This is a genomic window from Roseitalea sp. MMSF_3546 (assembly GCF_030732865.1).
GTDB lineage: Bacteria > Pseudomonadota > Alphaproteobacteria > Rhizobiales > Rhizobiaceae > Roseitalea.
Genome location: NZ_JASHKB010000030.1, coordinates 1 through 22,655, shown reverse-complemented (window position 1 = coordinate 22,655; position 22,655 = coordinate 1). Strand labels below are relative to the sequence as shown.

Below are 22,655 nucleotides of genomic sequence, written 5' to 3'. Positions count from 1 at the left end.
GTGAATTTTGCGCAACATGACACTGTTTCGGGCGGAGACAGCTAGATGAACAACGTCGCGCTTGGCATGAATTCCTATGCCTTGGCGGGGCGGGTGCGGCCGCAGGCCCATCCGCTGGTGCTCCGGATCCGGTTCCAGCTTCCCATGGCTCTGCTTCTCGGTGTCGGTCTTCCGCTTTTCGTCCGGGGCGGTTTTGCCCCCAACATCTATGTCAATGAAGGCACGATCAATTCGATCGCCGTGTGCACGCTCGCCGTGATCGCCGCCTATTTCGGCTGGCGCCGGCTGCACCAGTTCCCCGGCGTCCAGCTCGCCGCCTCCGCATTGTGGTCGGTCGGCCTCGCCTTTGGTGCCGCCATCGCCCTTCTTCTCCTGCTGCGGCTCGACTATAACCGGACATTGCTGGTCGCCGCGCCCGTCATGACCGCGCTGTGGCTGGTCGTGATCGCCTTCGTGATGACGCGCGCCGCCGGGGTGCGGATCGGCGTCGTGCCCGGTGGTGCGGTGGGCAGCCTGCCGCGATCGCGCCGCGTCGAATGGGTGCCGCTCGTCGAGCCCGGGCGCGCGCCGGGCGTCGACGCCTATGTCGCCGATCTGCGTTACGACCATTCGCCGGCCTGGGAGGAGTTCATCGCCGACCGCACGCTCGACGGCGTGCCGGTCTATCACAGCAAGCAGGTCCTCGAGCACCTGACCGGCCAGGTCTCGATCGAGCACCTGTCGGAGAACAATTTCGGTTCGGTCCTGCCGAACCTCAATTATGTCGCCGCCAAGCGGCTCATCGATCTTGCCCTGGTCGCCGTGCTTTTGCCGCTGCTGGTGCCGGTCTTCGCCGCGCTGTGGCTGGCGATCCGGCTCGTCGATGGTCCCGAGCCGCTCTTCAGGCAAAAGCGCAAGGGCATGGGCGGGCGGTGCTTCACCGTCTACAAGTTCCGCACCATGCGCGACGTGCCGGAGGCGGGCATCGACCCGTTCGAGGCCGCGCGCACCAAGGACAACGACAAGCGCGTCACGCCGCTGGGCAACGTCCTGCGCAAGACCCGGCTCGACGAGATTCCCCAGGTGATCAACATCGTCTTGGGCGAGATGACATGGATCGGCCCGCGCCCGGAGGCGTCGGTTCTCGGCGAGCGTTACGAGAGCGCCTTTCCCTTCTACCGCTACCGCTATGCCGTCCGGCCGGGCATCACGGGCTGGGCGCAGGTCAATCAGGGCCACGTCGTCGACGATGCCGATATCAGGGTCAAGCTGCGCTACGACTTCTATTATGTCAAAAACATTTCACCCTGGCTCGATCTCTTGATCGCCATCAAGACCATCCGTATCGTGCTCTGGGGGGTTGGGGCCAGGTAGGACAAAACGACAGTCAGCTTGCCTTGCATCACGAACCGGATGTTCTCACCGTGAATTCGGCGCCTTCAAATCCCCGCTGGTACGCCGCGGCCACCCAGCCGCGCCGCGAGACCTACGCGATCGGTCATCTCGAGCGGCAGGGTTTCGTGACCTTCATCCCAAGGCGCCGGGTGACGGTGCGCCATGCGCGCCGGACGTCGACCCAGATCCTGTCCTTTTTTCCCGGCTATGTGTTCGTCCGCTTCGACCCGAACCGCGATCGCTGGCGCTCGGTCAACGGCACCCATGGCGTCCGGAGCCTGGTCATGGAAGGCGAGATGCCGCTGCCGGCTCCGCAAGGGCTCGTCGAGACGCTGCAGGCCATGACCGGCGAGGACGGGTTCTTCGCGCCCGAAAACGCGTTCGAAAAGGGCGACCGTGTGCGGATGCTGGGCGGGCCGTTCCGTGACATGCTCGCCGAGGTCGACACGATGTCCTCGGCGGGCCGCGTGCGCGTGCTGCTCGAGATCATGGGCGGCGCGCATCGTGTGTGGATCGACCGTTCGGAGCTTGCGCACGCGGTCTGAGCGTGCCACCCGAAACGGTGCACTCCGCGTGACCCCGAGTCACCCGGAGTGCGGTAGCGTGGGCGAATGGCGGCAGGGCGTTGCGCGCCCTGTCTCGGCAGAACGTGGCTTCGCCCATCGGGGCGCGCTCAGCATGGATCGATGACAAAGAAGGCACTGATCACAGGCATTACCGGCCAGGACGGGGCGTATCTGGCCGAATTGCTGCTGGCCAAGGGCTATGAGGTCCACGGCATCAAGCGCCGGTCGTCATCGTTCAACACCGGCCGGATCGACCACCTCTACCAGGACCCGCATGAGGCGGACCGCAACCTCATCCTGCATTATGGCGATCTGACCGATGCGACGAACCTGATCCGCATCGTCCAGGAGGTCCGGCCCGACGAGATCTACAATCTGGCCGCCCAGTCCCATGTCCAGGTCAGCTTCGAGACCGCCGAATACACCGCCAATGCCGATGCGCTGGGGACCTTGCGGCTGCTCGAGGCCATCCGGCTTTTGGGGTTGTCCGACACCACGCGGTTCTATCAGGCCTCGACATCGGAGCTTTACGGCAAGGTGCGCGAGACCCCGCAGACCGAAACGACGCCGTTTTATCCGCGTTCGCCCTATGGCGCCGCCAAGCTCTATGCCTACTGGATCACGGTCAACTATCGCGAGGCCTATGGGCTTCATGCCTCCAACGGCATCCTGTTCAACCATGAAAGCCCGCTGCGCGGCGAGACCTTCGTCACCCGCAAGATCACCCGCGCGGCGGCGGCGATCTCGCTGGGGCTTCAGACGCGGCTTTATCTCGGCAATCTCGATGCCGAGCGCGACTGGGGCCATGCCCGCGACTATGTCGAGGGTATGTGGCGCATGCTGCAGCAGGAGATGCCGGACGACTATGTACTGGCGACCGGGCAGAAGCATTCCGTTCGCCAATGCGTCGAGACGGCGTTCGATGCGGTCGGCATCAAGATCGCCTGGGAGGGCGAAGGCGTCGGTGAGGTCGGCCGCGATGCTCAAGACGGCCGGGTGCTGGTCAGCGTCGATCCGCGCTATTTCCGGCCGACCGAGGTCGATCTCCTGGTCGGCGACGCGTCCAAGGCCCGGCGCGCACTCGGCTGGCAGCCGGCGACGCCCTTTGACGCGATGATCCGCGAAATGGTCCGCGCCGATCTCGACACTGTGCGCACCGAGACCGCCTATCGGCGCCTCGATGAAGAGCACGCGGCGCGCGCGGCGCAGTGACATGAAAATCTCGGTCCTGACCGTCTGTTACAACGCCGAGGCGACGATCCGGCATACGCTGGAGAGCTTTCTGGCGCAGGATCATCGCGACAAGGAGATGTGGGTCATCGACGGCGCCTCGACGGACGGCACGACCGCGACCGTCGGCGAATATGTGGGCGACCGGATCCGTCTCCTCTCCGAACCCGATCGCGGCATGTATGACGCGCTCAACAAGGGCCTGGAGCGGTTTTCGGGCGACGCGGTGGGCGTTCTGAATGCCGATGACACCTATCATGACGACACGATCCTCTCGCGCATCGCCGAAGCGCTCGAAGACACCGACATGGTCCATGGCGATCTGAACTATGTCGACAATCACGACACGAAAACCGTCACCCGCCGCTGGCGTGCCGAGCCAAGGCCCGAGACCGGGTTCCGCTCGGGCTGGATGCCGGCCCATCCGACCTTCTATGCCCGGCGTTACGTGGCCGAGGCCGTCGGTGCATTCGACCTGACGCTGCCCACCTCGTCGGACTATGACTGGATGATACGCGCCATCGACGTTCATGGCTTCAGCCTTGCCACGATCGACCACGTCATGGTCGACATGCAGCTTGGCGGGACCAGCACGGCCAGCCTGCGCGCCCATTGGGCGAACAATTGGGAAGTGCTGCGCGCGCGCCGGCGCTGGCTCGATGCCGGCATGGTCGACTATGCGCTGATCGCCAAGCCGGCGCGCAAGATCGGCCAATATGTCACGCGCAAGCAGATCGACGATGACCGACACGGCAAGACCGATCTTTGAGTTGACCGGAACGCGCGTCTTCGTCGCCGGCCATCGCGGCATGGTGGGCTCGGCGCTTGTTCGCCGGCTTTCCTCCGAAGACGTCGAGATCGTCACCGCCGATCGCTGGAGCGTCGATCTGCGCCGGCAGGCCGCGGTCGAAGCCGTCATGGACGACCAGCGCCCCGATGTCGTCTTCATCGCTGCTGCCAGGGTGGGCGGGATCGCGGCCAACGACGCGTTCCCGGCCGAATTTCTCTATGACAATCTGATGATCGAGGCCAACGTCATCGAGGCGGCGCGGCGCGTCGGCACGCAGAAGCTGGTTTTATTGGGCTCGACCTGCATCTATCCCAAGCATGCCCCGCAACCCATGCCCGAAGAGGCACTGCTGACCGGCCCGCTCGAGCCCACCAATGAGTGGTATGCGATCGCCAAGATCGCCGGCATCAAGCTGTGCCAGGCCTATCGCCGGCAATATGGCTGCGACTTCATTTCGGCCCAGCCGACCAATCTCTACGGGCCCGGCGACAATTTCGATCTTGAGACCAGCCATGTCCTGCCGGCGCTGATGCGCAAGGCGCATGAAGCGACAATGACGGGCGCGCCGACCATGACGGTCTGGGGATCGGGCACGCCCCGACGCGAATTCCTTCATGTCGACGATTGCGCCGATGCGCTGGTGTTTCTGGCCGGGCACTATTCGGGCGAGACACCGATCAATCTGGGCACGGGCGAGGAAGTCACGATCCGCCAAATGGCGGAAATGATCGCCGCCACGGTCGGCTATGATGGAGAACTGGTGTTCGACAAAAGCCGCCCGGACGGCACGCCGCGCAAGCTGGCTGATACGTCGCGCCTTCATGCGCTCGGCTGGCGCCACGCGATCGCCCTCAAGGACGGCCTTGCCGCGACTTACGATTGGTACCGGGCGCACGAGGCCCCGCAAGGCGAGCCGATGGCGGCCCGCGCATGAGCGTGCTGCAGGCCCGCCCCATGTCGGAACTGCGCCGCTGGGCGCTGACGACGCTGTTCGTGCTGGGCGCCATCGCGACGCTGTGGTTCGCGCTGATCGTCGAGTGGCGCCTCGGCACCCCCGGCCCGCTTCCATTGCGCGGTGACCATCTCATGCACGCAGCCAGCTTTGCCGCGCTCACCCTTCTGGGCCATCTGCTCTGGGCACCGCTCCCTGTCCTGTCCGGCGTGATGGTCGGGGCAGGGGGGCTTTTGGAACTCGTTCAGGGACCGGTGGGCCGACAGACCGATGTCACCGACTGGATCGCCGGGTCGGCGGGCGTACTGGTCGGCACGATCGCCTTTGTCGTCATCGCGTCGGTCCTGGCGCTGCGCACGGCGGCCCAGGCGCCCGACAAAGGCCGGCCATGAAGATCGCCATGATCGGGGCGGGCTATGTCGGCCTTGTCTCGGGGGCCTGCTTTGCCGATTTCGGCCATGACGTGACCGTCGTCGATCGCGACCCGGCCAGGCTCGATGCGCTCAAGGCCGGCCGGATCCCGATCTACGAGCCGGGGCTCGAACCGATGGTCGCGGCCAATGCGGCCCAAAAGCGCCTTCATTTCACCGACGATCTGGCCCACAGCGTCGCCCGGGCCGACGTCGTCTTCATCGCGGTTGGCACGCCCTCGCGGCGCGGCGATGGCTATGCGGATCTGAGCCATGTCGAAGGCGCCGCGCGCGAGATCGCAAGGGCGCTCGACGGGTTCACGGTGGTCGTCACCAAATCGACCGTGCCGGTCGGCACCGGCGATGCGGTCGAGCGCATCCTGGGTGAGGTCAACCCTGGCGCCGACGTCGCGGTGGTCTCCAACCCCGAGTTCCTGCGCGAGGGCTCGGCGATCGAGGATTTCAAGCGGCCCGACCGCATCGTCATCGGCGCGCTTGACGAGCGCGCCATTGCGGTGATGAAGGAGGTCTACCGGCCCTTGTTCCTGAACGCCGCACCGATGCTGTCGATGGACCGGCGCACCGCCGAACTGACCAAGTATGCCGGCAATGCGTTCCTCGCCATGAAGGTGACTTTCATCAACGAGATCGCCGATCTGTGCGAGAAGGTCGGCGCCGATGTCCAGCAGGTCGCCCGCGGCATCGGTATGGACAAGCGCATCGGCCCGAAATTCCTCCATGCCGGCCCCGGCTATGGCGGATCGTGTTTTCCCAAGGACACGGTGGCGCTGGTCAAGACCGCACAGGACGCCGAAAGCCCGGTGCGGCTCGTCGAGACGACCGTTGCCATCAACGACCAGCGCAAGCGGGCGATGGCAAGGAAGATCGTCAAGGCCTGCGGCGGGTCGGTGCGCGGCAAGACGATCGGCATTCTGGGCCTGACCTTCAAGCCCAACACCGACGACATGCGCGAGGCGCCCTCGGTCAACATCATCCAGGCGCTGCAGGATCATGGGGCGACCGTCAGGGCCTATGATCCGGCGGGGATGGATCAGGCCGCGCTGTCGGTGCGCGATGTGGGTTTTGCCGAAGACCCTTACGATCTGGGCAAGGGCTGCGATGCGCTGGTCATCGTCACCGAATGGGAGGCGTTCCGGTCGCTCGATCTCGAGCGGCTGAGATCGGTAATGGCGACACCGGTGCTGGTCGATCTGCGCAATATCTACGAGGCCGCGCGCGTCGAGGCCGCCGGGTTCGCCTATGCCGGCGTGGGCCGGCCGAACGGGTTTGAGATGACCGCAAGCGCCGAGGCGGCCGAGTAGTGCGCCAAACGGAGATAGCAGGCCCGGTGGCGGCAGCGCGCCTTGCCCTGCTGGTCGCGGTGCTCGCCCCGCTCGTTTATTATGGCGTCGTCTATCGGGGGCAACTGCCCGATCATCGCCTGATCGTCGGCTATAACGACCTCGTTCTGCATGCCGCCAGCTTCGCGCTTGTCACTTGTGTGGCGCTGGTCGGCGCGCGCGGGAACCGCGTCCGCCTTGGAGGGCTCGTCGCTCTGGCGGCCGGCATCGAACTGGCGCAGATCCTTGACGCCGAACGCACCGCCAGCCTCACGGACCTTGGCGCAAGCCTTGCCGGGATCGGCCTTGGCTGGCTGTTCGCGCTGATGCTTGAACTCGCATGGCGTGGGCTGCGGCCGCCGCGGACCTGGACGACACCTTGACCATGGACCAGGTGACCGAAATCGCCGTTGTGAGCCGGCCGGACGACGCGCCCGATCCGGGCGCGGGCCTGTCGCTCGAGGGCAGGCGCATTGCGGTGATCGGGCTTGGCTATGTCGGGCTACCTCTGGCGGTCGAATTTGCCAGGCAGCGCCCCGTGCTCGGCTTTGACATCAAGCCCGAACGCGTCGTGCAGCTTCGGGCCGGCCATGACGCGACCCGCGAGGTGGACACCGACGAACTGGCCGCAGCCGAACGGATCGATTTCACCTCAAATGAAGCCGATCTGGCCTCGTGCGGCATCTTCATCGTCTCGGTGCCCACGCCCATCGACAGGGCCAAGCGGCCGGATCTGTCCGTTCTCAAGGCCGCGACCGAGACGGTCGGCCGGGCGATGGGCGAGGGCGCGCTGGTGATCTTCGAATCGACGGTGTTTCCCGGATGCACGCGCGAGGTCTGCGTGCCGATCCTCGAGCGCGCCTCCGGGCTCATCTTTAATCGGGATTTCTTTGTCGGCTACAGCCCCGAGCGCGCCAATCCCGGCGATCGCGAGCATCGTCTGACGACGATCGTCAAGGTGACGGCCGGTTCGACCCCGGCGGTCGCCGATGCCGTCGACGCGCTCTATGCGGCGATCGTGCCCTCGGGCACGCACAAGGCGCCGTCGATCGAGGTGGCCGAGGCGGCCAAGGTGATCGAGAACACCCAGCGCGATCTCAACATCGCGCTGATGAACGAACTGGCCGTCATCTTCCACCGGCTGGGGCTCGATACGCTCGATGTTCTGCAGGCGGCCTCGACGAAGTGGAACTTCCTGCCCTTTCGCCCCGGCCTGGTCGGCGGACACTGCGTCGGCGTCGATCCCTATTATCTGACCCATCGCGCCGAGGAGGCGGGCTATCATCCGCAGGTCATCCTGGCCGGGCGGCGGATCAATGACGGCATGGGCGAGCACATCGCCGATCGCGTCGCGCGGCTGATGATGCGCCGCGGGTTTCCGGTTGTCGGAAGCCGGGTCCTGGTGATGGGGCTGACCTTCAAGGAGAACTGCCCCGACCTGCGCAATTCGCGGGTGATCGACATCATCAGGGGTCTGCAAGACGCCAATGCCAGGGTCGATGTCTGGGATCCGTGGGTCGACGCGGCCGAGGCGCGGGCCGAGTTCGGCGTGCAACTTGTCGAGGGCCGGCCCGACGCGCAGAGCTATGACGCGATGATCGTCGCCGTCGGTCATCGCGAGTTCGCCGAGCTGGGCGCCGCCGGCATCCGCGAACTGGGCAAGCCGGGGGCCGTGCTGTTCGACGTCAAGGGCCTTTTTGCGCGCGATGAAAGCGATGGCCGGTTGTGAGACGGGTTCTCGTCACCGGCACGGCCGGCTTCATCGGGTTCCACCTGGCAAGGCGCCTGCTCGAGGACGGGTTTCGCGTGCACGGCTATGACGGGATGACCGATTATTATGACGTCGCCCTCAAGCGGCGCCGGCACCAGATGCTCCATCAGACGCCGAATTTCACGGCGACCGAAGCCATGCTCGAGGACGACGAGACGCTGTGGTCGGTGTCCGAGGGCTTTGCCCCGGAAGTGATCGTCCATCTCGCCGCCCAGGCTGGCGTGCGTTATTCGCTCGAAAACCCGCGTGCCTATGTCGACAGCAACATCGTCGGCACGTTCAACGTGATGGAGGCCGCGCGCAAGCTGAAGGTCGGCCACCTGCTGATGGCCTCGACGTCTTCGGTCTATGGGGCCAATGAGGACATGCCCTTTACCGAAACGCAGAAGGCCGACACGCAGCTGACGATCTATGCGGCGACGAAGAAGGCCAATGAGGCGATGGCCCATTCCTATGCGCATCTGTGGGATCTGCCGACGACCCTGTTCCGGTTCTTCACGGTCTATGGGCCGTGGGGCCGGCCGGACATGGCGCTGTTCAGGTTCACCGAAGCCATGCTCAGGGGCCAACCGATCGATGTCTACAATCACGGTGAGATGTATCGCGACTTCACCTATGTCGACGATCTCGCCCGCGCCATCAGGCTGCTGATCGACGTGGTGCCGGAGCGGCCGTCCTCGCCCGAGGCGATCGAAGACGGCGACAGCCTGTCGCCCGTCGCCCCGTTCAGAATCGTGAATATCGGCAATTCCGAAAAGGTGAGGCTTCTCGACTTCATCGAGGCGATCGAGGCCGAACTTGGGATCGAGGCCGAAAAAAACTTCATGGAGATCCAGCCGGGCGACGTGCCCGCGACATGGGCCGATGCATCGCTGCTGATGAGGCTGACAGGGTACAAGCCCGAGACTCCGGTCAGGCAAGGCGTTGCGAAGTTCGTGCGCTGGCATCGCACGATGTACGGAGCGATGGCGTGACTTTGCCAGGAGCGCTCCCAGTGAGAATCGATTGCTCCCCGCGCTTTGAGCGTCTGACATGATTGACCTGTCGACATGGAAGAAAGCCTGGGCGCTCCTCGACGGCAGGGAACGGCGCAATGCATGGATCGTGCTCGGGGTCATCATTGTCGGCGCCCTTGCGTCGGCCGTGATGGTAGCATCGGTCATGCCCTTTCTTGCCGTGCTGGCCGATCCATCGCGCATCGAGACGACGCGTTCCCTGGCCTGGGCCTACGACATGTTCGGTTTCACGTCGGTCTACTGGTTTCTGGTCGGGCTGGGGGTCGCGTCCTTTGCCGTCATCGTGCTGTCAAGCGCGATCCAGATCACCAAGACCTGGGCCGTGGCGCGCTTTGCGATGATGCGTGTCCACTCGATCAGCCACCGCCTGCTCGCGAGCTATCTCGCCCAGCCCTATGAATTCTTCCTCAATCGCCACTCAGGCGAGATGGGGCCGCGTGTGCTCGCCGAGTCCGGTCAGGTCGTGGGACAGTTCTTGCGGCCTGCTGCTCAGTTCATCGCGGCCTGCCTAACGACTCTTGCCATCGTCGGTCTGCTGCTTTGGGTCGAGCCCTTGATTGCCGTGACCGCCTTTGCGGTTCTCGGAGCGATCTACGGCCTGATCTACATTGGCACGCGCCGAGTTCTGAAGCGGCTTGGTCAGATTCGGGTCGAGACCAATCGGCAGAGGTTCCGGCTGGCCAATGAGGCACTCACGGGCATCAAGGACATCAGGCTGCTGGGCCGCGAGACGGCCTATCTGGATCGTTTTGCCACCCCGTCCACGCGGATGGCCAGAACGCAGGTCAGGGTGGCCGTGTTTTCGCAAGTGCCGCAACTCGCCCTTCAGGCCGTGGCCTTCGGTGGAATCATCGTCCTTTGTCTGGTCCTGATCGACCCTGCCGGTCTGGCCTCAGGGGCAGCGCTTGGCGGACTGTTACCCGTTCTTGGCGTTTTCGCCTTTGCCGGACAGCGCCTGATGCCGGAACTGTCCAAGCTCTACCAGTCCCTCGCGCAGATTCAGGCGGGTTCGGCCGCTGTCGATGCGGTGTACGAAGACCTCGTGCTCCGCAAGGCGGCAGCCCGGCTTCCCAGGATCTGCAGCGAGGGCCTTGGACTGAAGTCGTCGCTTGTTCTGGACGGGATTTCCTACAGCTATCCCAACGCCGATCAGGCGGGCGTGCGTGATATCTGCCTGTCCATCCGTGCCGGCGAAAAGATCGGGATCGTGGGAAGCACAGGGGCCGGCAAGACCACGCTGGCAGATGTCATCCTGGGCCTTCTGGAGCCGGATCAGGGCCGTCTGGTTGCGGACGACGTCGAGATCACGTCCGAGAATGTGCGGTCGTGGATGCAGGGGGTCGGCTACGTCCCGCAGGACATCTTATTGACCGATGCCCCGGTCGCGGAGAACATCGCGCTCGGTGTGCCGCCAGCTTCGATTGACCATGACCGCGTCCTGAAGGCCGCGCGGATCGCGCGGATCGATCGATTCATCGAAGATGAGTTGCCGCAAGGCTATCAGACCCATGTCGGCGAGCGCGGTATTCGACTCTCTGGCGGCCAGCGCCAGCGCATCGGCATCGCCCGTGCGCTCTACCACGACGCCGATCTCATCGTGTTCGACGAGGCCACCAGCGCGCTCGACAACCTCACCGAGGCCGAGGTTATAGCCGCCATCGACGCCCTGCCCGGCGACAAGACGGTGGTGATGATCGCGCACCGCCTGAGCACGGTTCAGCGCTGCGACAGGATCGCCGTGCTGGTCAAGGGCCGCCTCGTCGGCTGCGACACCTGGTCTGCGCTGATGGAGGGCAATGCACACTTTCAGAGCATCGCGCGGCTGGCGGAGGCAGCATGAGCGCCAGGCAGATCCCCGCCTGTGCTGAAGGATTACAGCTCCGCCTGCGCCTGGTAACGCCGGAGGACGCCGCCTATCTGCACGGCTTGCGGACGGACCCGCGCCACAACACGCATCTGTCGCCCGTCTCCGGCACGGTCGCGGATCAGCGCGCCTGGATCGAGCGCTACAAGCGGCGCGAGGCCGAGGGGCTCGAGGCCTACTACATCATCGAGCGGCGCGACGGCACGCACTGCGGCACCGTCCGGCTCTACGACATCCACGGCGATCGCTTCACCTGGGGTAGCTGGATCCTCGATGCCAACAAGCCGCCCAAGGCGGCGCTGGAAAGCGCCATCCTGTCGTTCGACATCGCCTTCGGCCCGCTTGGCCTTCGGACCGCGAGCATCGACGCGCGGCGGCAGAACGAAACGGCCCTGCGCTTCTATCGCCGCTTCGGCGCCACCGAAACCGGAACCGACGACCTGAACGTCTACTTCACCTACACGCGCGACCGCTTCATCGCGGACCGGCCGACGCACCTGGCGGTCGTGCAGTCCGCCGCATGCACTGCATGACCGCCGACAGCCTCTCCTCCCACAACGGCAGCGTGCGCCTGATCGGGCTGCCCGTGGTCAGCGACCCCCGCGGCGACCTGACCTTCGTCGAGGGCGGCAACCACGTGCCGTTCCAGATCCGGCGGGTCTATTACCTCTACAACGTCCCCGTCGACTCCGAGCGCGGCGGCCACGCGCACCATGAGCTCGAACAGGTCATCTTCGCGCTGTCGGGCAGCTTCCGCATCGCCGTGGACGACGGCCGCAAGCGCCGCGAATACTGGCTCCGCGATCCACGCACCGGCCTCTACATCAGCCGCATGATCTGGCGCGAAATGGACGCCTTCAGCCAGGGGGCAGTCTGCATGGTGCTGGCCTCGCAGCCCTACGACGAGGCGGACTATATACGGGACTACAACGCGTTCGTGCAGGAGACAGAAAGGGAGACAGCATCTTGAGCATCAGAAATGCTGCAAAACAACTTATCCCGCCCATCCTCCTCTGGCCCCTTACGAAGCGTCGTGCGGGAAAGAGGCCCAGTTCCAGCGCATCCCTCGCGCCCGATCTATTCGACAACGAAGCAAATTTCCTTTTGTCAGAGATATCAAACTGCACGCATTACGGAGAATATGGCACAGGCGCATCTACTCAATATGTGCTCCGTTCCACCGATGCGACGGTCACGTGCGTAGACAGCGATGAGGCATGGCTTACTGCCGCAACCAGAGGCGACTTTGATCCAGAGAGGCTTCAAGCTAAGTATGTCGACATTGGGCCTACCATCGCTTGGGGCGTACCGATTGGAGCCGCGAATATCGCAAGTTTTCAAGAGTATACTGACTGGCTCTGGATTCATGACAATCAGCCAGACCTTGTCCTGATCGATGGGCGATTCAGGGTGTGCTGCCTCCTTACAACATTACTTCATGCCAAACCCGGATGCCGAATCATATTTGACGATTACAACAATAGGCCTCAATACAGCTTTGTCGAGAAATTTGTGAAGCCCAAAAAGAGAATTGGTCGGCAAGCTTTCTTCGAGGTTCCAGATACGCAATACTTTGATCGAGCGACCTTAGAGTTATCAATCGACGCCTTTCGGTGCAACCTCAATTGACCCCCAGCCACAAAATCCCACAATGGAAAAGTTGGGGCACGCGCATCAACAGCTCGAACACGTGCGTGCTCTTGAGCTTGACATCCAATCCAACGTAATATGCCATCGCGGCTCTCCGAAGGTCTTCGACAATCAGAGCGGATGCTCTCATCCGCCATGGGGAGCAGCATCCTCATGTACGGGATGTGTTACTGGCTACGTGAACCGCGCGTCGGCCTCTTCATCAGCCGCTTGATCTGGCGCGAGATGGACACGTTCAGCCAAAGAGCTCTGCACGGTGTTGGCTTCGCATCCCTATGGTGACGCGGACTGCATTTTGGATCATGGTAAAGTTTCGAGAGTTGACCGGTTAACATGTACCGCAATGTCTTCATTCTGTGCACTGGAAGATGTGGAAGCGAAGCATTTATCCGCGCCTGCAGACATATCGAAAACTACACGTCTGGCCACGAGACTAGAGTTCATCTATTGGGCGCTAACCGGATAGATTATCCTAGTGAACACATTGAGGCCGACAATCGACTTTCTTGGTTTCTTGGAAGACTTGACAGCGGGTTTGATGCAAGTGATACTTTTTTCGTGCATCTTAAACGTAACGAAGCACAGGTAGCTCAAAGCTTTTCCGGCCGCTCTTGGTATCAGGGATCGATTACGCGCGCATATCGATGTGGCATTTTGATGTTGAACAAAGATCCTGAAGCCGATGTTTGTTTGGATTTTGTCCAAACCGTGAACGAAAACATCAGAATGTTTCTTCGCGACAAGCCACATAAAATGAGTTTTCACCTTGAGGAGGCGAGAAGCGATTTTGAAGTATTTTGGCGTTGTATTGGTGCACGGGGCCGATTTGATCGAGCGATTAAGGAGTTCGACAAAAAAAGCAATACTAACCAAGAAATGGAAGAGAGAAAGAGGCAGTCGTCGCGCTACGGTAGAAGTAATATTTCCCATATAGCCAGAGGTTTCGGAAGACGGTTTTTGAGATAGCACGATTGTGAGAATTTATCAGTGTATACACAAGTACCCGCCGCACATCCCCGCATTCGAAAGACGCTGCGGCATCGGATCTCATTCGACGTTCTTCGATATACATGACGCCCTCCTGCGTGATGGGTACGCATCTGTCTACCGCCTCATCCCACCAACGGATCGACCAAACGACGAGGTATTCTTCACGGTCTGGAACTACGAGAGATTGCAGTACACTTGGGCGCAAGAGAACGGCGTTGACAGCGCTAACTTGGACGAGATTAGACTCGCACAGATCGACAAATTTAAGCCAGATGTGGTTTACGACCACTCTCCTTTTGTGTCCCAAGGCTTTGGCACACAGCTGCGACAACATTTCGGAGTAATAGCTGTCGCCTGGAATGCCTTTATCAAAAAGGACTTACCGGAGTTTAACAGTGCTTATCACGGATACGTCTCTCTACATCGCCCGTTTGTCGAAGAGTGGATACGCAGTGGCTACCGGGCCGCGGAACTTCAGCCTTCACCTGATCCCTCGTGGCGGGAATTTGCATCAAGGAATTGGGATGAAAGGCGTAACGACCTGATGACCTATGGTCAGGCTGGCGGTGTCTTTAACGGAAGGCGTGATATGCTGCGACGTGTTGCAGACGTGACACTTCAAGAAGATTTCAGTTTTCGTGCCTTTGTGGGAAACAGCAAACAATATCACAGGCCAGGCGGACGCCTTGCACGTTATGGAATGCACATTCCGTTTCTATTAAAGTGGCCGAAGGGCGCGTTAAGAGATTGCACCTCGAACAATCTATACGGGTACGAACTATATGACGAGATCAGAAATACGAAGGCTGTTCTTAACACATTTGGGGACTTCAATGGCACCTTCCTCAGCAACATGCGAATATTTGAGGCAATTGGCAATGGGGCGATATTGATTTCACAAAAAGGCCAATATCCCGACGGCTTGCAAGAGGGCAACGATTTCTTTGCGTATGAGGATGAGCGCGACGTTGCTCAGATTATGCGATTTGTTAAGGACGAGCCTATTGCGGCACGTGATTTTGCGGCGAGCGCGAAGAAGCGGCTGCACAAGAATTTCAGGAAAGAAAACCAGTATGAGAAGTTTCGCGATTTCGTAGCGACACTCTGACCGCTACCCATGATCCCCTTCCTCGACCTCCACGCCGGCTACGCCGAACTCCAGCCCGAGATTGACGCGGCCGTCGCCCGCGTGCTCGACAGCGGCTGCTACATCGGCGGCGAGGATGTGGCGGGTTTCGAGGCTGAGTGGGCGGCCTATTGCAGCGCCGCACACTGCGTCGGCACGGGCAACGGCCTCGATGCGCTCATACTATCGCTCAGGGCCTGCGGCATCGGGCCCGGCGACGGGGTGATCGTGCCGTCAAACACCTACATCGCCACCTGGCTAGCCGTCAGCGCCGTGGGCGCCACGCTCCAACCGGTCGAGACCGACCCCGCGACCCACAACATCGACCCCGCCCGCATCGCCGCGGCCGTCACGCCCGAAACGCGGGCGATCATGCCCGTCCACCTCTACGGCCAGCCCGCCGACCTTGACCCGATCCTCGAGATCGCCCGCGCGCACGACCTCCGCGTGATCGAGGACGCGGCGCAGGCCCACGGCGCGCGCTACAAGGGGCGGCGGATTGGGGCGCATGGCGACGCGGTCTGCTGGAGCTTCTACCCCGGCAAGAACCTCGGCGCGATGGGCGACGCGGGCGCGGTCACCACCGACGACCCGGAGATCGCCGCGCGCGTCCGCCGGCTCGGCAACTACGGTTCCGACCGCAAATACGTGAATGTCGAGCGCGGCGTGAACTCCCGCCTCGATCCGCTGCAGGCCGCCATCCTGCGCGTCAAGCTTGCGCACCTCGACGAGTGGACCGAGCGCCGCCGCGCCCTCGCCGCCGCCTATGCGGAGGCGCTGGAGGGCACCGGCCTGACCCTGCCGCAGGTGCCCAAGTGGGCGGAGCCGGCCTGGCACCTCTACGTCGTGCGCAGCCCCGAGCGCGACGCCCTGCAGGCTCGCCTCACCGAGGCCGGGGTCGGCACGCTGATCCACTACCCGATCCCGCCGCACATGCAGGAGGCCTACGCCGACCTGGGCCTCGCACCGGACTCACTACCCATGGCGAAGCAGCTCGCCGGAGAGGTCCTGAGCCTGCCGATGGGGCCTCACCTGGAGCCGGAAGCCTCGTGGCGACTGCGGGATGCGCTGGCGTGAGGTCCGCGGCGCGCGAGTGGCGCACCGCACCGCTTTCTGCGCCCAATCCTTGGCCCGAGCGCGACAGCATCCCCTCTCAGGACACCGCCGATTGACCGAGACCACCGACCGCCCGCTCGTCACCTTCGCCCTCTTCGCCTACAATCAGGAGCAATACATCCGCGAGGCCGTCGAGGGCGCCTTCGCCCAGACCTACGAGCCGTTGGAGATTATCCTTTCGGACGATTGCTCGACGGACCAAACCTTCGAAATAATGAAGGAGTTGGCGGCGGCGTACAAGGGACCGCATGAGGTGCAGGTACGGCGGAATGAGTATAATCAAGGCACCCTCGCGCATATACTCACTGCCGCTCACCTCGCTAGGGGAGAATTCATGCTCGTTGCTTCCGGTGACGACATATCGCTATCAGAGCGGACCAAAACTATGGCTCAGGCTATGCTAATGGCACCACCAGATGTGGTCGTTGCCTCCGCGGATGATATTGTCTTTGACGATTTCGGAAACACTTTCGATTCTGAGAGGGACGTTTTGAGACGGCGCAAGTCCCGGGCGAATGACCGCATTTGGTTTCTTGGCGCGACGGCTTGTTTCCGGACAGTTGACCTTTGCCGGCTGCCGTTCCCCAGTTACAGGGTCCTGTTTGAGGACCTGGCGCTCATGTCTATATTCCGGCATCTTGGCAAGGTCTCACTACGGGTCGAAAGTCCCCTCATCCTACGTCGCGCGCACTCCGAGAATGTCGGACCGATTAGGCTAGTCGAGCAACAGGACAAATGGGCACACGAAGCTAGAGCACTACAGATGATTGCATCTGTCTCTGAGACCTACCGCTACGCTGCAGACGCCATTTCATATTTTGGCGGCAACGCAGACAAACAATGCAAGAGGTCCGAGTTCATGAGGGAGTATGCCTGTTGGCCGGATTTGAGCTTCCCAGCTAGGGTTTTGTTGCTTGCTAAATCGGTGCGGCACGGATACGCGAGATCCGTCCTCATCAGGCTCCCCGGTAAAAATTTCTTGCTTTTTGTTAAATATCTCAAGTCTTTTTTGAACGACCTATTATCGCTGGCGAAAGCAGTATGGCGGCTTGCGCACCGAGCTGTTGTGTGAGCTCAAGAAGCTGCAAATAGAGAATAAACAGATTCGGCGCGCGGTGGCCGATCTGACGCTGGTCAAGGCGATCTTGACGCCAAACGGCAGTCCACTTAAGTGAACCTGCAAGAGTACTGTCTTGACGGCAGCTTAGGCATCGGCGGCTGGCGGGCCTAATTCAGGCAAGTCCGCATTACGTAGGTCGTCGCAAAACAGTATTGATAGAGGTTCTCGGCTTCGTGCTTAACTTCCCCTGCGCGAGATGACACGATGAAAGAGATGTTCACTGACGTTGAATTGACCTCCGACCGCCCGTTGGTCACCTTCGCCCTATTCGCTTACAACCAAGAGCGATATATCCGTGATGCGATCGAGGGCGCCTTCGCCCAGACCTACGAGCCGCTGGAAATCATTCTCTCGGACGATTGCTCGACAGACCGGACCTTCGAAGTGATGCAAGAGATGGCGTCGGAGTATCAGGGGCCCCATAACGTAAGGGTGCGACGAAGTGAGCTGAATTTGGGCACTGCGCTACACTTGCAAGCGGTTGCTTTGTGCAGTAATGGGGCGATCGTTGTTGTTGCAGCGGGAGATGACATATCCGTCGCAATTCGAACTGAAAAAATAGTTAATGCATGGAAAAAGCATTCAGAAAAGCCAGCGTGCATACATAGCGGCGCGATACTATTCGACGAATCGAAAAGAGCCGAAAAAGTGTTGCGCCAGCCAAGATTCAAATCTATTCTTGGGGAACGGAATAGAATTGAGTTTGCAAAAAGAGACAGGTTGCCGTTCTTATCACCAACATGTGCATATGCGAAGGATATCTTCTTAAGATTTGACTCAATCATGGGGGGTGGCATTATTGAGGATGGAGTGCTGGCGCTTCGCAGCCTTCTAAGCGGTGACGTAGTATCATTGGAAGAGCCTCTTGTTTACATTCGACGCCAGAGAGAAACATCTGGAACGGGAAATGTTGCTCGAGGCAGTGTTCGATGGAACAGATTCATTCTGAGCAGAATTTCTTCATATACGAATAAGATTCATGACGCATCACGTGCCAACATTAGTCTTTCGGATAGGTTGTATCTTGAAAAAAAATTCATAAAGAGAGTTCGGCGACTTGCATTATTCCTGATAAGCCCCTCTACTGCGCAGGGCGCAACATGGAAGTTGCGATTTCTCATTAAGTATCTGGCCATTTACCCCAGTAGCGCACCGGCTCCCTACTTGATTGCTGATGGGCTAGCAATCATTGGTCAAAAAGAGACGCGCCTATATCGTTTCGGAAAAGCGGCCTTTTCGTCAATGAAAAGAACATGATCGACATCCTCCTGCCTGACCTGCGCGGCGGAGGCGTGGAACGCATTCGGCTCGTTCTCGCAGAGGAGTTCGTGCGTCAGGGCTACGCTGTGAGTTTCGTGCTGCTGCAGGCGCGGGGGCAGCTACTGGCAGAGGCGGAGGCGCGGTTTCCTGTCCGGTCGCTCGGCTGCGCGCGGATGCGGCAAGCGCCTCTGCGGCTGACACGCTATCTGCGGGAACAGCGGCCAGATGCCCTCCTCGCCGCCATGTGGCCGCTCACTGGAATCGCCGGCCTCGCTGCCCGCCTGTCGGGCTACCGCGGGCGCCTCGTCGCGAGCGAGCACGTCGATTTTCGCATCACGCCCTCGCTCAAAGCATTCGAACGCCGGGCTCTGAAGCGGTTCGGGCGCCGTATCTACGCGCCCTGCCATCGTGTCATTGCAGTCTCCGATGGTGTCGCGGAGAGCCTGAGAGCGGTCGCCGGCGTGCCCCGCAATCAGATCGAAGTCATACACAACCCGGTCCGCCTGATGGCGCCGGACACCATGACCGACGAGGACCGCCGCGCCCTCAACGGCTGGCTCGCGGGTGAGACGCGCCTGATCGCCGTCGGCACGCTCAAGCGGCAGAAGGGCTACGACGTCCTCCTCCACGCTCTTGCCGAGCTGCGTCGCCACCATGACGCACGGCTGCTCATTCTTGGGGAAGGCTCCCTACGCAACGACCTGGAGGCGCTCGCCCGCGATCTCGGTGTCGCCAACAGCCTGTGGATGCCCGGCTTCCGCCCCAACCCGGTGACGTTCCTGCAGCAGGCCCATGTCTTCGTCCTGTCCTCCAACTGGGAGGGCTTCGGCAACGTCATCGTCGAAGCGCTCGCCGCCGGCGTGCCGGTCGTCTCGACCGATTGTCCCTCTGGCCCGGCGGAGATCCTCTCAGACGGAGACTACGGCCGCCTGGTGCCAGTCGGCGATCCGGGGGCCATCGCACGCGCGGTCGCGGCAACCTTACGTGACAGATGGCGCAATACCGATCTAAAAGCACGCGCCGCCGACTTCGCGGCAGAAGAGCAAGCGGCGCACTACTTAAGGCTCCTCGCAGATGCCTAAAGCAAGAATCACGAACACGCTACGCCGCCTGTTAAAACTCATTCCCACAGGGCGGCTGACGGATAAATTCTTCTTATTGACAATTTTCGTGTATGCACACAAGCGCCTTCCGAGCAAGGGTAGCGGTCTCTTCAACGATTACCTGTATTTTCTCAAGACATCAGGAGAATTACTCGATATCTTACGTCAATATACATCAGATAAGGTTTACCTAAAGTCCTTTGTCGCTGAGCGGTTGGGGCAGGACGCCACCCTTCCACACTCGGAGGTCTATGATGACGTTAGCCAGATAACTATAGATGAACTTCCGAAGCCCTGCGTTTTGAAGCCAGCGCATGGCAGCGGCTCGGTCGTTTTTGTAGATGCCGATCAAGGTCATCTCACCGAAGGAGACGTAAACAAGCTGCAGATCGCTCTGGCGACTTCGCCCTACACCACAGCCCGCGAAGCCAACTACAAGCATCTGAGGCGGCGTATCGTTTGCGAACCGATGCTGTCGAGCGGAGCAGCAACGAAAGATTACAAGGTTTTTTGCTACCGAGGCGAGCCGAAAGCCATTCAAGTTGACTCGGAGCGGCATTCGGACCATAAGAGAAAGATCTACACAGCAACATGGCAGCCGATAGACATCTCATACAATTTTCCAGTTGGAGAAAGGGAGCCAGCACCCGACAATCTACATCTTATGCTGGATATGGCACGGAAGCTCTCGTCAGAATTTGAGTTTGTTCGAGTTGATTTTTTCATAGACGGCGTCAAGGTCTATGTTGCTGAGCTCACGCACTGCCCCGAGTCTGCACATGGTCGCTTCGAAACTCGTGAAGCGGAGCGGCGGTTCAGTTCGTTGATTTTCAGATAGTTGGGCTTCCGCATGCCCCGCACCCTCTACCTCACCCGCAACGGCCTGCTCGAGCCGCTCGGTCAAAGCCAGGTGATGAACTACCTGCGCGGGTTGGCGCGGGACCATACAATCATCCTAGTCACCTTCGAGAAGCCGGAGGACATGGCCGACAGCGCCGCGATGGTGCGCGCTCGGGAGGACTGTGCGGCGCACGGCATCGACTGGCGCCCGCGGCGGTTCCGTCGGCGTCCGCGCCTGATCGCGCCGGCGTGGAGCCTGGCTCAGATGGGGGCGGGGGCCCTGTGGTCGGCGCGGTCCGGTAAGGCCGAACTGATCCACGCGCGGTCCTATCTGCCCGCGGCCGTGGCCTGGGGCGTTTGGCGACTTACGGGAACGCCCTTCATCTTCGACATGCGCGCGCTCTGGCCGGAGGAACTGATCACGGCCGGCCGGATCAAGCGGGGCTCCGTGCTCCATCGAGCCTTGCAGCGTCTGGAGCGCATCTGCCTGCGCGATGCCGCCGGCGTCGTTTCCCTGACCGAGGCCGCGGTCGAGCACCTGCAGGCGCAGTATCCAAAGGAACTCGCCGGCAAGCGCACCACAGTGATCCCCACTTGCGCGGACCTTGACCATTTCAAGCCGCCTGCCGAGCTGCCGCAGGAGCGCGTTTACGGTTGTGTTGGAACGGTGCTGAGCGGCTGGTTCCGGGTCGATTGGCTCGCTGCGCTTTTCCAACAGGCCGCCCGGCGCGACCCCGATGCCCGGTGCGAGATTGCCACACGCGACAACCCGGGCCGGGTGCGCGCCGCCGTGCAGGGCGGCGCGCTGACGGCTGAGCGTTTGGCGGTGTATGCGCGCACGCCGGCCGACATGCCGGCAACGGTGCAAGGCCACGCGGTTTCTGCGATGCTTTATGCGGGGGGCGAGATATCGGAGTTGGGTCGATCGCCCACCCGGATGGGCGAGGTTCTCGGCTGCGGCGTTCCGGTCATCGCCAATGTCGGCGTCGGCGATGTGGCGCGGATCGTCGAACGCTACAATGTCGGCATCCTGGCCACGGACGGTTCGGCCGCCGCCATGGACGCAACGCTCGATGCGCTCGATTCCCTGCTGGCAGATCCCGATCTGTCTACCCGCTGCCGCCGCGCTGCCGAAGAGGTGTTTTCGCTCGAGCGCGGCGTTGCAGCCTACAGGGCGATCTATCGTCGAATCCTGGAAGGCGCAGACGAGCATCCGTTGAATGAACCAACTGCCGCTTAAAGTGTTGCTGCCGCAGTTTTGCCGGTCCGTTGCCGCGATCCGAGTGCTCCCAATTCGAGGCGGCGGCATTGAGCGCCATTGCGTCAGCGTCGCATGAGCGGCGCGTTCGTCATCTCGCTGGACTTCGAACTGTTATGGGGCTTACGCGACCAAACCGATCGTAAAAGCTATGGCGACGCCATAATGGGCGGGCGTGCCGCTATTCCGCGTATGCTCGACATGTTTGACCGGTTCGACATCCGCGCGACATGGGCGATTGTCGGCTTGCTTTTTTGTCGCGACAAGGATGAATTGCTGGAGGTTTCGCCTCCTGAGAGTCCGACTCGAAACTCATGCTGACCGTGCCAGTCGTCGCGTGAGCAGCATGACGGATGCTGCGTAGAGGAAGGCTTCGGCCGAGGCGATGGTGCTTTCGAAGTCCTTGGCCAGCCGTCGGTTGCGACTGATCCATGCGAAAGTGCGTTCCACCACCCAGCGGCGCGGCAGGACTTGGAAGCCGATCTGATCAGCGATTTTCTTGACCACCTCGATGGCAATGCAGGTAGCGTCCTCGACCCTGTGGGCGCCATAGGCGCCGTCGGCGAAGGCGGTTTCGACAAAGGGGAAGGACTTGCGCGACGCCTTGAGCAGCGGGACGGCGCCGTCGCGGTCTTGGATGCCGCCCGAATGAGCCTGGATGACCAGGGCGCGGCCATCGGTATCGACCATGGCGTGGCGCTTGCGGCCCTTGATCTTCTTGCCGGCGTCGTAGCCTCGGGGGCCGCCGGTCTCGACGGTCTTGACGCTTTGGCTTCTTTGGTTGCCGCCCGTGATGCAAGACGTTTTTGATCCCTTTGACGAGCGATCGAGTGCGGTCTTCTTTCAGGCCTCGATGTGCGGCGCTTTCAGAAGCCGCGG

The 22,655-nt window shown here is 61.6% G+C and carries 24 protein-coding genes and 1 pseudogene; 24 read left to right on the top strand and 1 reads right to left on the bottom strand.

Going from position 1 to position 22,655, the window contains the following annotated elements; genetic code table 11:
- Positions 1–45: 45 nt before the first annotated feature.
- The 24 genes and pseudogenes from RBB34_RS17570 to RBB34_RS17455 all read left to right on the top strand — a co-directional run bounded on the left by RBB34_RS17570 (position 46) and on the right by RBB34_RS17455 (position 22,097).
- Entirely contained in the window at positions 46–1,353 is a 1,308-nt protein-coding gene (locus RBB34_RS17570; protein ID WP_306120550.1) for a sugar transferase, read from the top strand.
- A 50-nt stretch (positions 1,354–1,403) separates the two neighbouring features.
- Positions 1,404–1,919, top strand: coding sequence for a transcriptional activator RfaH (locus RBB34_RS17565; RefSeq protein ID WP_306120549.1), 516 nt, complete (start codon positions 1,404–1,406; stop codon positions 1,917–1,919).
- 141 nt (positions 1,920–2,060) lie between these two features.
- On the top strand, positions 2,061–3,152 hold the full coding sequence (gmd, locus tag RBB34_RS17560) for a GDP-mannose 4,6-dehydratase (protein WP_306120548.1): 1,092 nt from the start codon (positions 2,061–2,063) through the stop codon (positions 3,150–3,152).
- A 1-nt stretch (position 3,153) separates the two neighbouring features.
- Positions 3,154–3,939 (top strand): glycosyltransferase family 2 protein, encoded by a 786-nt coding sequence (locus tag RBB34_RS17555; protein WP_306120547.1) that lies wholly within the window; start codon positions 3,154–3,156, stop codon positions 3,937–3,939.
- Positions 3,911–4,894, top strand: a complete 984-nt coding sequence (locus RBB34_RS17550; protein WP_306120546.1) for a GDP-L-fucose synthase — start codon at positions 3,911–3,913, stop codon at positions 4,892–4,894. Before RBB34_RS17555 ends, RBB34_RS17550 begins: the two co-directional genes overlap by 29 nt.
- The gene (locus tag RBB34_RS17545) at positions 4,891–5,304 is read left to right on the top strand and encodes a hypothetical protein (RefSeq protein ID WP_306120545.1); all 414 of its coding nucleotides are present in this window, start codon (positions 4,891–4,893) and stop codon (positions 5,302–5,304) included. The genes RBB34_RS17550 and RBB34_RS17545 overlap by 4 nt, the downstream gene beginning before the upstream one ends.
- On the top strand, positions 5,301–6,644 hold the full coding sequence (locus tag RBB34_RS17540; protein WP_306120544.1) for a UDP-glucose/GDP-mannose dehydrogenase family protein: 1,344 nt from the start codon (positions 5,301–5,303) through the stop codon (positions 6,642–6,644). Before RBB34_RS17545 ends, RBB34_RS17540 begins: the two co-directional genes overlap by 4 nt.
- 26 nt (positions 6,645–6,670) lie before the next feature.
- Entirely contained in the window at positions 6,671–7,045 is a 375-nt protein-coding gene (locus RBB34_RS17535) for a hypothetical protein (protein ID WP_306120543.1), read from the top strand.
- 68 nt (positions 7,046–7,113) lie between these two features.
- Positions 7,114–8,391: a nucleotide sugar dehydrogenase gene (locus RBB34_RS17530; protein WP_306120564.1), complete on the top strand. Its 1,278-nt coding sequence runs from the start codon at positions 7,114–7,116 to the stop codon at positions 8,389–8,391.
- Entirely contained in the window at positions 8,388–9,407 is a 1,020-nt protein-coding gene (locus RBB34_RS17525; RefSeq protein WP_306120542.1) for an NAD-dependent epimerase/dehydratase family protein, read from the top strand. Before RBB34_RS17530 ends, RBB34_RS17525 begins: the two co-directional genes overlap by 4 nt.
- Positions 9,408–9,465: 58 nt before the next feature.
- Positions 9,466–11,289 (top strand): ABC transporter ATP-binding protein, encoded by a 1,824-nt coding sequence (locus tag RBB34_RS17520; RefSeq protein ID WP_306120541.1) that lies wholly within the window; start codon positions 9,466–9,468, stop codon positions 11,287–11,289.
- Positions 11,286–11,846 (top strand): GNAT family N-acetyltransferase, encoded by a 561-nt coding sequence (locus tag RBB34_RS17515; RefSeq protein ID WP_306120540.1) that lies wholly within the window; start codon positions 11,286–11,288, stop codon positions 11,844–11,846. The genes RBB34_RS17520 and RBB34_RS17515 overlap by 4 nt, the downstream gene beginning before the upstream one ends.
- Positions 11,843–12,283: an FdtA/QdtA family cupin domain-containing protein gene (locus RBB34_RS17510; protein WP_306120539.1), complete on the top strand. Its 441-nt coding sequence runs from the start codon at positions 11,843–11,845 to the stop codon at positions 12,281–12,283. The genes RBB34_RS17515 and RBB34_RS17510 overlap by 4 nt, the downstream gene beginning before the upstream one ends.
- The gene (locus tag RBB34_RS17505; RefSeq protein WP_306120538.1) at positions 12,280–12,942 is read left to right on the top strand and encodes a hypothetical protein; all 663 of its coding nucleotides are present in this window, start codon (positions 12,280–12,282) and stop codon (positions 12,940–12,942) included. The genes RBB34_RS17510 and RBB34_RS17505 overlap by 4 nt, the downstream gene beginning before the upstream one ends.
- Positions 12,943–13,296: 354 nt before the next feature.
- Positions 13,297–13,929, top strand: coding sequence for a hypothetical protein (locus tag RBB34_RS17500; protein WP_306120537.1), 633 nt, complete (start codon positions 13,297–13,299; stop codon positions 13,927–13,929).
- A 253-nt stretch (positions 13,930–14,182) separates the two neighbouring features.
- On the top strand, positions 14,183–15,061 hold the full coding sequence (locus RBB34_RS17495) for a glycosyltransferase (protein ID WP_306120536.1): 879 nt from the start codon (positions 14,183–14,185) through the stop codon (positions 15,059–15,061).
- Between the two features lie 9 nt (positions 15,062–15,070).
- Positions 15,071–16,156, top strand: a complete 1,086-nt coding sequence (locus RBB34_RS17490) for a DegT/DnrJ/EryC1/StrS family aminotransferase (RefSeq protein ID WP_306120535.1) — start codon at positions 15,071–15,073, stop codon at positions 16,154–16,156.
- Positions 16,143–17,267 (top strand): glycosyltransferase, encoded by a 1,125-nt coding sequence (locus tag RBB34_RS17485; RefSeq protein ID WP_306120534.1) that lies wholly within the window; start codon positions 16,143–16,145, stop codon positions 17,265–17,267. The genes RBB34_RS17490 and RBB34_RS17485 overlap by 14 nt, the downstream gene beginning before the upstream one ends.
- Positions 17,212–17,346: pseudogene (locus tag RBB34_RS17480) on the top strand (IS3 family transposase); the annotation flags it as partial. The gene RBB34_RS17485 and the pseudogene RBB34_RS17480, both read left to right, overlap by 56 nt.
- A 173-nt stretch (positions 17,347–17,519) precedes the next feature.
- Entirely contained in the window at positions 17,520–18,572 is a 1,053-nt protein-coding gene (locus RBB34_RS17475; RefSeq protein ID WP_306120533.1) for a glycosyltransferase, read from the top strand.
- Positions 18,569–19,657, top strand: a complete 1,089-nt coding sequence (locus tag RBB34_RS17470) for a glycosyltransferase (protein ID WP_306120532.1) — start codon at positions 18,569–18,571, stop codon at positions 19,655–19,657. The genes RBB34_RS17475 and RBB34_RS17470 overlap by 4 nt, the downstream gene beginning before the upstream one ends.
- Entirely contained in the window at positions 19,650–20,516 is an 867-nt protein-coding gene (locus tag RBB34_RS17465) for an ATP-grasp fold amidoligase family protein (RefSeq protein ID WP_306120531.1), read from the top strand. The genes RBB34_RS17470 and RBB34_RS17465 overlap by 8 nt, the downstream gene beginning before the upstream one ends.
- A gap of 12 nt (positions 20,517–20,528) precedes the next feature.
- Positions 20,529–21,758, top strand: coding sequence for a glycosyltransferase (locus RBB34_RS17460; protein ID WP_306120530.1), 1,230 nt, complete (start codon positions 20,529–20,531; stop codon positions 21,756–21,758).
- A gap of 93 nt (positions 21,759–21,851) precedes the next feature.
- Positions 21,852–22,097 carry a hypothetical protein gene (locus RBB34_RS17455; protein ID WP_306120529.1) on the top strand — a complete coding sequence of 82 codons (246 nt, stop codon included), beginning with the start codon at positions 21,852–21,854 and terminating at the stop codon, positions 22,095–22,097.
- On the opposite strand, the gene RBB34_RS17450 is transcribed toward RBB34_RS17455, so the two are convergent.
- Positions 22,089–22,571: an IS5 family transposase gene (locus RBB34_RS17450; RefSeq protein WP_306120563.1), complete on the bottom strand. Its 483-nt coding sequence runs from the start codon at positions 22,569–22,571 to the stop codon at positions 22,089–22,091. The two genes, RBB34_RS17455 and RBB34_RS17450, sit on opposite strands and share 9 nt — an antisense overlap.
- Between the last annotated feature and the right edge of the window lie 84 nt (positions 22,572–22,655).

What these genes read in the sequence shown, in the direction of transcription:
- RBB34_RS17455 (WP_306120529.1), top strand. Translation starts at nt 21,852, where the DNA reads ATGAGCGGCGCGTTCGTCATCTCGCTGGACTTCGAACTGTTATGGGGC.
- RBB34_RS17545 (WP_306120545.1), top strand. Translation starts at nt 4,891, where the DNA reads ATGAGCGTGCTGCAGGCCCGCCCCATGTCGGAACTGCGCCGCTGGGCG.
- RBB34_RS17555 (WP_306120547.1), top strand. Translation starts at nt 3,154, where the DNA reads ATGAAAATCTCGGTCCTGACCGTCTGTTACAACGCCGAGGCGACGATC.
- gmd (WP_306120548.1), top strand. Translation starts at nt 2,061, where the DNA reads ATGACAAAGAAGGCACTGATCACAGGCATTACCGGCCAGGACGGGGCG.
- RBB34_RS17515 (WP_306120540.1), top strand. Translation starts at nt 11,286, where the DNA reads ATGAGCGCCAGGCAGATCCCCGCCTGTGCTGAAGGATTACAGCTCCGC.
- RBB34_RS17510 (WP_306120539.1), top strand. Translation starts at nt 11,843, where the DNA reads ATGACCGCCGACAGCCTCTCCTCCCACAACGGCAGCGTGCGCCTGATC.
- RBB34_RS17475 (WP_306120533.1), top strand. Translation starts at nt 17,520, where the DNA reads ATGAAAGAGATGTTCACTGACGTTGAATTGACCTCCGACCGCCCGTTG.
- RBB34_RS17465 (WP_306120531.1), top strand. Translation starts at nt 19,650, where the DNA reads ATGCCTAAAGCAAGAATCACGAACACGCTACGCCGCCTGTTAAAACTC.
- RBB34_RS17485 (WP_306120534.1), top strand. Translation starts at nt 16,143, where the DNA reads ATGCGCTGGCGTGAGGTCCGCGGCGCGCGAGTGGCGCACCGCACCGCT.
- RBB34_RS17570 (WP_306120550.1), top strand. Translation starts at nt 46, where the DNA reads ATGAACAACGTCGCGCTTGGCATGAATTCCTATGCCTTGGCGGGGCGG.
- RBB34_RS17460 (WP_306120530.1), top strand. Translation starts at nt 20,529, where the DNA reads ATGCCCCGCACCCTCTACCTCACCCGCAACGGCCTGCTCGAGCCGCTC.
- RBB34_RS17490 (WP_306120535.1), top strand. Translation starts at nt 15,071, where the DNA reads ATGATCCCCTTCCTCGACCTCCACGCCGGCTACGCCGAACTCCAGCCC.
- RBB34_RS17550 (WP_306120546.1), top strand. Translation starts at nt 3,911, where the DNA reads ATGACCGACACGGCAAGACCGATCTTTGAGTTGACCGGAACGCGCGTC.
- RBB34_RS17470 (WP_306120532.1), top strand. Translation starts at nt 18,569, where the DNA reads ATGATCGACATCCTCCTGCCTGACCTGCGCGGCGGAGGCGTGGAACGC.
- RBB34_RS17540 (WP_306120544.1), top strand. Translation starts at nt 5,301, where the DNA reads ATGAAGATCGCCATGATCGGGGCGGGCTATGTCGGCCTTGTCTCGGGG.
- RBB34_RS17520 (WP_306120541.1), top strand. Translation starts at nt 9,466, where the DNA reads ATGATTGACCTGTCGACATGGAAGAAAGCCTGGGCGCTCCTCGACGGC.
- RBB34_RS17500 (WP_306120537.1), top strand. Translation starts at nt 13,297, where the DNA reads ATGTACCGCAATGTCTTCATTCTGTGCACTGGAAGATGTGGAAGCGAA.